Below are 12,844 nucleotides of genomic sequence, written 5' to 3'. Positions count from 1 at the left end.
GTTGGACGCGCTGGCGGTGCGTCGGCGTGCGGCGGGGCTGCCGGCCACCTCGCTCGCCTGGGGCCTGTGGGCACAGAACGAAGGCATGACCGACGAACTGGACGCCGCCGACCTGAGCCGGGTCACCCGCTCCGGCATGGTGCCGCTGACCCCGGAGCTGGGCCTGGCCCTGTTCGACGCGGCCGTCGCCACGACGGAACCGCTGCTGGTACCGGTCGGGTTGGACTCGCGTGTGCTCCGGGCCAGGGCGGCGGACGCAGGCTTGCCCCCGTTGTTGCGCGGCCTCTTCCGCGCCCCGGCCCGGCGTACCGCGCACGGCGAATCGGGTGCCGGCGGCGAGGGTTCGCTGCGGGACCGGCTGCTCGCGCTGCCCATCGGCGAGCGGGATCGCGCCGTACTGGACCTGGTTCGCGCGCACGTCGCGGCGGTGCTCGGGCACTCCGGCGCCGAGGCCGTCGACCCGGAACGGGCCTTCAAGGACCTCGGGTTCGACTCGCTGACCGCCGTGGAACTGCGAAACCGGGTCAACGCGGCGACGGGGCTGCGGCTTTCGGCGACGCTGGTCTTCGACCACCCCACCCCGGCCGCGCTGTTCGAGCACGTACGCACGGAACTGCTGGGCACGGACGCGGAGAACGCCGACGCGACGGCGCGGACCGGGTCGGGCGCGTCGCGCTCCACCGGCCTCGCCCTCTCCGACGACGAGCCGATCGCGATCATCGGAATGAGCTGCCGCTACCCGGGCGGGGTGGCCTCGCCCGAGGACCTGTGGCGACTGGTCGCGGAGGGCCGCGAGGGCATCACCGGCTTCCCGGTGGACCGAGGCTGGGACTTGGAGAACCTCTTCGACCCGGACCCCGACCGGCCCGGGCGGACCTACGCCACCGAGGGCGGATTCCTGCACGACGCGCTGGAGTTCGACCCGGAGTTCTTCGGCATCTCGCCGCGCGAGGCGGCGGCGACCGACCCGCAGCAGCGGCTGCTCCTGGAGACCACCTGGGAGGCGTTCGAGCGGGCCGGCATCGACCCGCAGACCGTACGCGGCAGCCGGACCGGTGTGTTCGCCGGGGTGATGTACCACGACTACGCGGCCCGGCTGCGGGACATCCCCAGCGGTGTCGAGGGATACCTGGGCAACGGCAGTTCCGGCAGCGTCGCGTCCGGGCGGGTGGCCTACACCTTCGGGCTGGAAGGCCCCGCGATGACGGTGGACACCGCGTGCTCGTCCTCGCTGGTCGCCCTGCACCTGGCAGGACAGGCGCTGCGCCGGGGCGAGTGCTCGCTGGCGCTGGCGGGCGGGGTCACGGTGATGGCCACGCCGGGTGTCTTCGTCGAGTTCAGCCGGCAGCGCGGGTTGTCGGCGGACGGCAGGTGCAAGGCGTTCGCGGCGACCGCGGACGGAACCGGCTGGTCCGAGGGCGCGGGCATGCTGCTCCTCGAGCGGCTTTCCGACGCGCGCCGCAACGGCCACCGGGTGCTCGCGCTCGTGCGCGGCACGGCGGTGAACCAGGACGGCGCCAGCAACGGCCTCAACGCGCCGAGCGGGCCGTCGCAGCAGCGCGTCATCCAGGCCGCGCTGGCGGGTGCCGGGTTGTCCACGGCGGAGATCGACGCGGTGGAGGCGCACGGTACGGGCACCTCGCTGGGCGACCCGATCGAGGCCCAGGCGCTGCTGGCCACCTACGGCCGGGGGCGCCCGGAGGACCGGCCGTTGTGGCTGGGCTCGTTGAAGTCCAACATCGGCCACACCCAGGCCGCCGCCGGGGTGGGCGGCGTGATCAAGATGGTCGAGGCGATGCGGCACGGCGTACTGCCCAAGTCGTTGCACATCGCCGAGCCGTCGCCGCATGTGGACTGGGCGTCGGGGGCGGTGTCGCTGCTGACCGAGCAGGTGGAGTGGCCGAGGACGGGCGCGCCCCGGCGAGCGGGTGTCTCCGCCTTCGGGGTCAGCGGTACCAACGCGCACGTGATCCTGGAACAGCCGGAGCCGGCCGAGCCGGTCGTCGGCGAACGGCCTTCGCCTGTCGCGCCGTTGCCCGTGCTGCTCTCCGCTCGCAGTGAAACGGCCCTGCGGGACCAGGCGGGGCGGCTCGGCGCGCATCTGGTCGAGCACCCGGAGATCGAGCCCGCGGATGTGGCGCTCTCGCTGGCCGAGGGCCGGGCCGCGTTCGAGTTCCGCGCGGTGCTGGCGGCCTCGGACCGGGCCACGCTGCTGGCCGGCGTGGACGAGTTGGCCCAGGGCCGTGCGCCTTCGGGCGCGGTGACCGGGACGGCCGGCGGGCCGACCAGAGGACTCGCGTTCGTGTTCGCGGGTCAGGGTGGTCAGCGGGTGGGGATGGGTCGTGGGTTGTACGCGGCCTTCCCGGTGTTCGCGGCGGCGTTCGACGAGGTGTGCGACCGGCTCGAAGCGGAGCTGGGCGCGGGCTCGTTGCGGGCGGTGGTGAGCGGCGAGGCGGACGGCCTGGACGAGACGGGCTTCGCACAGCCGGCGTTGTTCGCGGTCGAGGTGGCGCTGTACCGGTTGTTGGAGTCGTGGGGTGTGCGGCCGGACGTGCTGGTCGGGCATTCGGTGGGTGAGATCGCGGCCGCGCACGTGGCCGGGGTGTTGTCGTTGCACGACGCGTGCCGTCTGGTGGTGGCGCGTGGCCGGTTGATGCAGGCGTTGCCGGTCGGCGGCACGATGGTGGCGATCGGTGCCGCCGAGGCCGAGGTGCTGCCGCTGCTGACGGATCGGGACGAGCCCGTCGGGATCGCCGCGGTCAACGGTGCGCACGCGGTGGTGGTTTCGGGTGCCGAGGCGGCGGTCGCGGAGATCGCGGAACACTTCGAGGCGTCGGGCCGTCGGGTGCGGCGGCTGCGGGTCAGTCACGCGTTCCACTCGCCGCTGATGGACCCGATGCTCGACGAGTTCCGCCGGATCGTGGACGAACTGTCTTTCGCGGAGCCGAAGCTGGCCTCGGTGTCCACCGTGACCGGTGCCGCCGTGGTGGGCGAGTGGAGCGATCCGGGCTACTGGGTGCGGCACGTGCGGGAGCCGGTGCGTTTCCACGACGCGATACGCGCGATCGAGGAGCGAGGCGTCGGCGGGTACGTCGAACTCGGCCCGGACGGTGCGCTGACCGCGTTGATCCGGGACGGCCTGGGGGACGCGCTCGGAAACGGCGACGAGGTGTCGCCGGTCGTTCCCGTGCTGCGCAAGGACCGGGACGAGACGGAGACCGCGTTGGCGGCCCTGGCCGTTCTGCACGTCACCGGCGCCTGCGCCGACATCGGCTGGGATTCCTGGTTCCCCGGTGCCCGGCGGGTGGATCTGCCCACCTACGCGTTCCAGCGCCGGCACTACTGGCTCGACGCCGGATCCGCCGGCGACGTGTCGGCCGTCGGGTTGGCGTCGGCGGAGCACCCGTTGCTCGGGGTCGCGGTCGCACTCGCCGGTTCGACCGGTGTCGTGTTCACCGGACGCGTGTCGGTGCGCTCGCATCCGTGGCTGGCCGATCACGTCGTGCTCGGCGCCGTCGTCCTGCCCGGAACGGCCTTTGTGGAACTGGCCATTCGGGCCGGTGACGAGGTCGGCTGCGGCCTCCTGGAGGAACTGACCCTGGAGGCTCCGCTGCCGATCCCGGCAAACGCCGCGATCCGGCTCCAGGTCGCCGTCGGCGACCCGGACACGGCCGGCCGTCGGCCGCTCGCGGTGTACTCGTCGGCGGACGACGCGGCCACCAGAACCGTGTGGACCCGGCACGCCACCGGCACGCTCGCACCGGGTGTGCCCGGCGAGGCCGACGAGTCGATCGAATGGCCGCCCGCCGGTGCGGAACCGGTCGACACCGGTGACCTGTACCACCGCTTCGCCGCCGCCGGCATCGACTACGGCCGGGCCTTCCAGGGCGTACGCAAGGCGTGGCGGCGCGGCGCGGAGACCTATGCCGAGATCACCCTGGCCGAGGACGTCCCGGTGGACGGGTACGCCCTGCACCCCGCGCTGCTCGACGCCGCACTGCACACCGCCGCGCTGGCCGGTGATTCGGACGCCGAACTCGGCTCCCCGCTGGTGCCGTTCGCGTGGAGCGGGGTACGTCTGGCGGCGACCGGGGCGGTCGCGCTGCGGGTCGCGGTGACGCCGACCGGCGAGGACGGCATCTCGATCGTCACCGCCGACGCCGAGGGCCGACCGGTGCTCAGCGTCGACACGCTGGTGCTGCGGAGTGTGCCGCGCTCGATTCCGACGGGCGGGGCGGCCGACGATCTGTTGTTCCGGACGAGCTGGGTCGAGATCGACGCGCCCGGTGTCGCCGAGCCGAGCGCACCCGGCCGGATCGTCCTGCTGGGCGACCAGGACACGCTCGGGGTGGCCGAGGACGCCCATCCGGACCTGGCCGCGCTGTCGACCGCGATCGACGGCGGCACGCGGGAGGTGCCCGACGCGGTCGTGGTGCCCTTCGCACACACGCCGGACCTCGCACCGGACGCGGTGCACGGCGCCGTGCATCGAACGCTGGCCCTGGTGCACGCGTGGCTGGCGGACGCGCGCTACCTCGACACCCGGCTCGTGGTGCTGACCCGTGGCGCCACGACCCCGGGTCCGATCCCCGGCCCGAATCCGACGGACGTCGCGCACGCCGCCGCCCTGGGGCTGTTGCGCACCGCGCAGTCCGAACACCCGGACAGGTTCGTGCTGATCGACCTGCCCGGCCCGGACGAGGCGCAGCCCGAGTCGGGCGAGGCGACCCGCGCGGTGGCCTTCGCCGCGACCGGAGAGGAAACCCAACTCGCCCTGCGCGAGGGCGTGTTGTTCGCACCGAGGCTGACCCGGGTGGCCGCGTCCGCCGAACCGACCGTGGCCGACTGGGGCCCGGAAGCGAGCGTCCTGATCACCGGCGGCACCGGCACGCTGGGCGGGCTGGTCGCCCGGCACCTGGTCCGGCGGCACGGCGTCGGCAACCTCGTGCTGACCAGTCGACGCGGCGCCGCCGCACCGGGCGCCGACGCGCTGGTCGCCGAGTTGGCCGAACTGGGCGCGCGGGCGAGCGTGGTCGCGTGCGACGCGGCCGACCGGGACGCGGTGGCCGCGCTGCTCGACGCGCACCCGATCACCGCGGTCGTCCACGCCGCCGGCGTACTCGACGACGGAGTGATCGAGGCACTCACCCCGGAGCGGGTGGACGCGGTGCTCGCGGCCAAGACGGACGCCGCGCTGCACCTGCACGAACTCACCCGGGACCGGGAACTGACCGCGTTCGTGCTGTTCTCCTCCGCCGCCGGGGTGTTCGGGGCCCCGGGCCAGGGCAACTACGCCGCGGCCAACGCGGCGCTGGACGCGCTGGCCGAGGTCCGGCACGGACAGGGCCTGCCCGCCACGTCGCTGGCGTGGGGGATGTGGGCCGAGGCGAGCGAGCTGACCGGTCACCTCGCCGCCGCCGACCTGCGGCGGACCGCACGGGGCGGAATGCTTCCGCTGTCCGCCGAGGAGGGGCTCGCCCTGTTCGACGCGGCGGTGAACACCCGGCCGGAGGAACCGGTGCTGGTTCCGATGCGGCTGGACGCCGGCACGCTCAGGGCGGGCTCGGCCCGCGTACCGGCCCTGCTGCGCGAACTGGTGCCCGCGTTCGCCGGGGTCGCCCGTCGGGTCGCCGGCACCGGCCCGGAGCGCGGCACGTCCGAATCGCTGGCCGAGCGGTTGTCCCGGCTTCCGGAGGGCCAACGCGAGCCGGCCGTGATCGCGGCGGTGACCGGTGAGACGGCGGCGGTGCTGGGCCTGGCGCCCGGGGAAACCGTGCGGGCCTCGCGGGAGTTCCGGGACCTGGGCTTCGATTCGCTGGCCGCGGTCGAACTGCGCAACCGGCTCAACGCGATGACCGGCCTGCGGCTGCCCGCGAGCCTGGTCTTCGACTACCCGACACCGCGCGTGCTGGCCGGCTACCTGCGCGCCGAACTCGCCCCGCAAGGCGCCGAGGACGATGCCGCGGCGAGCCCGGTCGACGACCGGGACGACACGGCGGTACGCACCGCGCTCGCCGGCATTCCGGTGCACGTGCTGCGCGAGTCCGGGCTGCTGGAGGCCCTGTTGCGGCTCGCCGGACCGGCGACAGGTTTGACGCACACCTCCGACGACCACGGCGGGACCGGGCGATCGGGCCCGGCCGACGTGGACTCCATCGACGCGATGGACACCGAAGCCCTGCTGGATCTGGCCCTCGGCACCTCCGAGTCCTGACCATGTCGAAATCTGTGGAGCACCTGATGACGAACACGGACACGAGGGTCCTCGACGCGCTGCGGAGCTCGCTCAAGGAGAACGAGCGACTGCGGCAGCGGAACCGGGACCTGACCGACGCGGCCGGCGAGCCGATCGCGATCGTCGGGATGAGCTGCCGCTACCCGGGCGGCGTGGGCTCGCCCGAGGACCTGTGGCGACTGGTCGCCGAGGGCGGCGACGGCATCACCGGCTTCCCCGAGGACCGGGGCTGGGACCTGGGCACGCTCTTCGACGACGACCCGGAGCGAGCGGGCACCTCGTACGCCCGCGAGGGCGGGTTCCTGCACGACGCCCTGGAGTTCGACGCGGCGTTCTTCGGCATCTCGCCGCGCGAGGCGCTCGCGATGGATCCGCAGCAGCGGCTGCTCCTGGAGACGTCGTGGGAGGCGTTCGAACGGGCCGGGATCGACCCCGAGTCGGTACGGGGCACCCGAACCGGGATCTTCGCCGGGCTGATGTACCACGACTACGCGTCCCGGGTGCGCCGGGTACCGGAGGACGTCGAGGGCTATCTGGGCAACGGCAGCGCGGGCAGTGTCGCCTCCGGCCGGGTGTCGTACACGCTGGGCCTGGAGGGCCCGGCGGTCACCGTGGACACCGCGTGCTCGTCCTCGCTGGTCACCCTGCACCTGGCGGTCCAGGCGCTGCGTCGGGGCGAGTGCACGCTGGCCCTGGCGGGCGGGGCCACCGTGATGTCCAGCCCGGGGACCTTCGTGGCCTTCAGCCGCCAGCGCGGCCTGTCCTCGGACGGGCGCTGCAAGTCGTTCGCGGCGGCGGCGGACGGCACCGGGTGGGCCGAGGGCGTCGGGATGCTGCTCCTGGAACGGCTCTCCGACGCGCGGCGCAACGGCCACCGGGTGCTCGCCCTGGTCCGGGGAACCGCGCTCAACCAGGACGGCGCCAGCAACGGCCTCACCGCGCCCAACGGCCCGGCTCAGCAGCGGGTGATCCGGGCCGCGCTGGCGGACGCCGGGCTGGCCGCCGCGGACGTCGACGCGGTCGAGGCGCACGGCACCGGGACCGCGCTGGGCGATCCGATCGAGGCGCAGGCCCTGTTGGCCACGTACGGGAGGGCGCACAGCGCCGAACGGCCGCTGTGGCTGGGCTCGTTGAAGTCCAACATCGGTCACACCCAGGCGGCGGCCGGGGTCGGCGGCGTGATCAAGATGGTCCAGGCGATGCGACACGGCGTACTGCCGAAGAGCTTGCACATCGACCGGCCGACCCGTCAGGTGGACTGGTCCACGGGCGCGGTGTCCCTGCTGACCGAGCCGGTGGCCTGGCCGGAGCGGGACGCCCCGCGCCGCGCCGGGGTGTCCTCGTTCGGGATCAGCGGCACCAACGCGCACGTCATCCTCGAACAGGCGCCGCCGGCCGAGCCGATCGGGTCCGGCGCCGGCACCGAAGGTGCTCGGCACGACCACGCCACCCTGGTCCTGTCCGGGCGCGGCGCGGACGCGCTGCGCGGGCAGGCCGCGCGACTGCGGCAGTTCCTGGCCGACCGGCCGGACCTGTCGATCGCCGAGGTCGGCCGCGCGCTCGCGGGCTCCCGGACCGCCTTCGAACACCGCGCCGTGATCCTGGGCCCCGAACGCGAGGACCTGCTCGCCGGACTCGAATCGCTGGCCGTCGAAACGGCGATGCCCGCGCCGAACGTGGTCCTGGGCACGGCCCTGGGCGAGGCGGCGGACGTCGGCGTGGCGCTGGTGTTTCCCGGCCAGGGCTCGCAATGGGAAGGCATGGCACGGGAGTTGCTCGACACCTCGCCTGTGTTCGCGGCGCGGATCGCGGAGTGCGAGGCGGCGTTGGCGGAGTTCGTCGACTGGTCGCTGGTCGGGGTGTTGCGGGGTGGTGCGGGTGCGCCGTCGTTGGACCGGGTGGATGTGGTCCAGCCGGTGTTGTTCGCGGTGATGGTGTCGTTGGCGCGGGTGTGGCGTTCGTTCGGGGTGGTGCCGGCGGCGGTGGTGGGTCATTCGCAGGGTGAGATCGCGGCGGCGTGTGTTGCGGGCGGGCTCACCTTGTCGGACGCGGCGCGCGTGGTGGCCTTGCGCAGTCGGGCGATCGGGCGGTCGCTGGCCGGGCGCGGCGGCATGGTGTCCGTGCCGCTGCCGCTCGCCGAGGTCGAGGAGGAACTGACCCGGTGGGACGGCCGGATCGGTGTCGCCGCCGTGAACGGCCCGGCGTCCACAGTCGTCTCGGGCGACGCGGACGCGTTGGACGAGTTGATGGCGCACTTCGAGGCGGCCGAGGTCCGGGTCCGGCGGATCCCGGTGGACTACGCGTCGCACTCGGCGCACGTCGAGGACCTGCGCGCGGAACTGCTCGACGTACTGGGCCCGATCGAGCCTCGCGAGTCGGAGATCCCGTTCTACTCGACGGTTCTCGACGACTGGCTGCACACCGGGGGCCTGGACGCCGAGTACTGGTATCGGAACCTGCGCGAGACGGTGCGCTTCGAGCAGGCCGTGGACACGCTGTCCCGGCAGGGCATCGACATCTTCGTCGAGGCGAGCCCGCACCCCGTGCTGACCGTCGGCGCGCGCGAGACGCTGGAGGCCGGTGAGAGCTCGGCGATCGCGCTGGGTTCGCTGCGGCGCGACGAGGGCGGCCTGGGCCGCTTCCTGCACTCGGTCGCCGAGGCGCACGTGCACGGCGCCCGGGTGGACTGGACCGCGGCCTTCCCCGAGGCCGCCGGGCATGCGATCGACCTGCCCACGTACGCGTTCCAGCGGCAACACTTCTGGCTGGAAGCCGGCGACGCGGGCCCCTCGGACGCCTCGGGGCTGGGACTGGCGTCGGCGGAGCACCCGCTGCTGGGCGCGGTCGTACCGCTGCCCGAGACCGGCGGGCTGCTGTGCACCGGCAGGTTGTCCACGCGGACCCGACCGTGGCTGCTCGACCACGCCGTGCACGACGTGGTGATCCTGCCCGGTACGGCGTTCGTCGAGCTGGCGATCGCGGCCGGCGACCGGGTCGGCTGCGGTGTGGTCGAGGAACTGACCCTGCACACGCCGCTGGTGATCCCGGTGGAGGGCGGTGTACGGCTCCAGCTCACCGTGGGCGGACCGGACGAGGAGGGTCGCCGCGCGTTCACCGTGCACGCCTCGGACGAGCGGGCGCCGGCGGAGCAGCCGTGGACACGGCACGCCTCCGGGGTGCTCGGCGGCGCGCGGTCGGCGCCGACCGTCGGCGATCCGGCGCAGTGGCCGCCGGCGGGCGCGGCGGAGGTGCCGGTCGAGGACCTGTACCCGAGCCTGGCGGACGCGGGCCTGGGCTACGGGCCGGTGTTTCGCGGGTTGCGTCGGGCCTGGCGGGTGGGCGATGAGGTGTTCGCCGAGGTGTCCCTGCCGGAGGGCGTCTCGCCGGCCGACTTCGGGATCCATCCGGCGCTGCTGGACGCGGCGCTGCACGCGGTGGCGCTGGGCGCGGGGGAGCGGGCCGAGGTGCGGTTGCCGTTCTCCTGGTCCGGGGTCGTGCTGCACGCGACGGGCGCGGACGCGCTGCGGGTTCGGGTGGCGCCGCGGGGCACGGATGCGGACGCGGTCTCGGTCGAGGCCGTGGACGCGGGCGGTGCGCCGGTCGTCTCGGTCGGGTCGCTGGTGTTGCGACCCCTTGCCGCCGAGCAGGTGCGCGACGCGGGGCGGGCCACCCAGGACGCCCTGTTCCGACCGGCCTGGCCGGAGGCGGAGCCGGTGGTGGACGAGGGTGCGGCGGACGGGACCTGGTCGGTTCTCGGGGAGAGCGCCGAGGGACCGCTGAGCGCGGCGCTGCGGGCGGCGGGGGTCGACACGACCTCGATCGGGTCGGTCGCCGAACTGCCGGCCCCGGCGGAGCGGGAGCGGCCGGCCCTCGTGTGGTTCGCCGCGTTCGGCGAGAGCGGGACGCCCGATGCCGGCGAGTCGGGCGTGAGCGTCGCGGACGCCGCCCGGCTCGCCACCCACCGCGCGCTCGGCGTCGCCCAGGAGTGGCTGGCCGACGAACGCTTCGCGCGGTCCCGACTCGTCGTGGTCACCCGAGGTGCCGTCCCGGTCGGCGCGGGCGAGGTCGCCGATCCGGTGGGCGCGGCGGTGCGCGGCCTGATCCGCACCGCCCAGACCGAACAGCCCGGCCGATTCGTGCTGGTGGACCTGGCGGAAGCCGCCGACGCGGTACGCGTCCTGCCGGTCCTGCGGGCGAGCGACGAACCGCAGCTCGCGGTGCGCGGCGGGCGGGTGCGGGTGGCCCGGCTGGCCCGCGCGGTGGCCGAGGAGGCGCTGACCCCGCCGAGCTCGGACGGTGCCTGGCGCCTGGACATCCCGGTCAAGGGCACCCTGGAGGACCTGGCGCTGCTGCCCGCGCCGCGCGCACGGGAGCCGCTGGCTCCGCACGAGGTGCGGATCGAGGTCCGCGCGGCCGGACTGAACTTCCGCGACGTGCTCGTCGCACTCGGCATGTATCCCGGGGACGACGCGCTGCTGGGCGCCGAGGGCGCGGGTGTGATCACCGAGATCGGCACCGAGGTGAGCCACGTCGCGCCGGGCGACCGGGTGATGGGCGTGTTCTCCGGCGGCTTCGGCCCGATCGTGGTGGCCGACGGGCGGATGGTCGTGCGGGTGCCCGCCGACTGGTCGTTCGCCCGGGCGGCGTCGATCCCGGTGGTCTACGCGACGGCGTTCTACGGGCTGGTGGATCTGGCCGGGCTGCGGCGGGGCGAGTCGTTGTTGGTGCACGCGGCGGCCGGTGGCGTCGGGATGGCCGCGGTGCAGTTGGCCCGACACTTCGGGGTCGAGGTCTGGGGTACGGCGAGCCCGGCGAAGTGGGCGGCGACCGGACTGCCCGAGGAACGCCTCGCGTCGTCGCGGTCACTGGGCTTCGGCCAGCGGTTCGAGGGCGCGGGCAACGGCCGCGGCTTCGACGTGGTGCTGAATTCGCTGGCGGGGGAGTTCGTCGACGAGTCGCTCGGATTGCTGGCGGCCGGCGGTCGGTTCGTGGAGATGGGCAAGACCGACATCCGCGATGCCGACGCGGTGGCCGCCGAGCGGCCCGGGGTGACCTACCGCGCGTTCGACCTCGTGGGCGATGCCGGACCGGTCCGGGTCGGCGAGATCCTCGGTGAACTCGTCGCACTGTTCGAACAGGGCGTGCTGACTCCGCTGCCGATCGTCGAGTGGGACATCCGCCGCGCCCCGACCGCCTTCCGCTACCTGCGCGAGGCCAAGAACGTGGGCAAGGTCGTACTCACCATGCCCCGCGCCGTGAACCCGGACGGGACGGTGCTGATCACCGGCGCGAGCGGCGTGCTGGGCGCACTGCTGGCCCGGCATCTGGTGGCCGAACGCGGCGTGCGACACCTGCTGTTGCTCTCCCGGCGCGGCGCGGACGCGGCGGGCGCCGGGGAACTGGCCGCCGAACTGACCGAATCGGGCGCGACGGTGCGGTTCGCGGCGGCCGACGTCACCGACCGGGACGCGCTCGCCCAGGTGTTGGCCGGGATTCCCCCGGAGCATCCGCTGACCGGCGTGGTGCACGCGGCCGGTGTCCTGGACGACGGGGTGATCGGTTCGCTGACGCCCGACCGGGTGGACACGGTCTTCCGGGTCAAGGCGGACGCGGCGGTGCATCTGGACGAGCTGACCGCGGACGCGGACCTGGCGATGTTCGTGCTGTTCTCCTCCGCGGCCGGCACGTTCGGCGGTCCGGGACAGGGCAACTACGCCGCGGCGAACGCCTTCCTGGACGCGGTGGCGGCCGGTCGGCGGGCGCGCGGGTTGCCCGGTGTGTCGCTGGCCTGGGGCCTGTGGGCCCAGGCGAGCGCGATGACCGGGCACCTGAGCGAGGGCGACCTGCGCCGGATGGCGCGCGGCGGACTCATCCCGCTGTCCACCGAGCTGGGACTGGCCCTGTTCGACGCCGCGCTGCTCGTCGACGAGCCGGTCCTGATACCCACCCGGCTGGAACCGGCCGCGCTGCGCGACGTGGCACCGGAGGCCGTTCCGCACCTGCTCCGCGCGCTGGGCACCGGGTCGGCACGGCGTACCGCGCGGGCCGGATCGAGCGGCGGCGGCCGGTCCTCGGCGACGGATCGCCTCGCGGGCCTGCCCGCCGCCGAACGGGAGCGGGTGCTGGTCGAGTTGGCCCGCACCCACGCCGCGGCCGTGCTCGGCTACGGGTCGGCGGCCGCGGTGGACAAGGACCGGGCGTTCAAGGAGTTGGGTTTCGACTCGCTGACCGCGGTCGAGTTGCGCAACCGGCTCAACGCCGCGACCGGACTGCGGCTGCCCGCGACGCTGGTCTTCGACTACCCCACCCCGGCCCTGCTCGCCGCGCACCTGGGCGCCGAACTGGCACCGGCGGCGGGACCCACCTCGGCGGCCACGCTGCTGGCCGAACTGGACCGCGTGGACGCGGCCCTGGGCGAGGTGGAGGTACCGGATCAGGACCGCACCAGGATCACCGCGCGGCTGCGCGCGCTGCTGTGGAAGTGGAACGAGGGCGCCGACTCGGCGACCGAGGACGACCCGGTCGCCCGGGACGAGGTCGACACGGCCAGCGACGACGAGATGTTCGACCTGATCGACAACGAGCTCGGCGTGTCCTGACCGGGTCCCG

Annotated in this window: 2 protein-coding genes; both read left to right on the top strand. The window is 74.3% G+C overall.

Translation table 11 applies throughout. The annotated features are described in order from the left end of the window. Positions 1 to 6,214 (top strand): SDR family NAD(P)-dependent oxidoreductase (locus ACWCPW_RS31110; protein WP_449764887.1); only part of this gene is annotated, 6,214 nt, incomplete at its 5' end. A 26-nt stretch (positions 6,215 to 6,240) separates the two neighbouring features. After that, positions 6,241 to 12,834 carry an SDR family NAD(P)-dependent oxidoreductase gene (locus tag ACWCPW_RS31105; protein ID WP_449764886.1) on the top strand — a complete coding sequence of 2,198 codons (6,594 nt, stop codon included), beginning with the start codon at positions 6,241 to 6,243 and terminating at the stop codon, positions 12,832 to 12,834. Positions 12,835 to 12,844: the final 10 nt, after the last annotated feature.

The sequence above is a fragment of the Embleya sp. NPDC001921 genome (assembly GCF_053594475.1).
The sequence above is the reverse complement of the archived record's forward strand: the minus strand, read 5'-3'. Positions and strand labels throughout refer to the sequence as shown.

Bases quoted from the DNA above. Each gene is read 5' to 3' on its own strand.
- ACWCPW_RS31105 (WP_449764886.1), top strand. From the start codon at position 6,241: ATGACGAACACGGACACGAGGGTCCTCGACGCGCTGCGGAGCTCGCTC.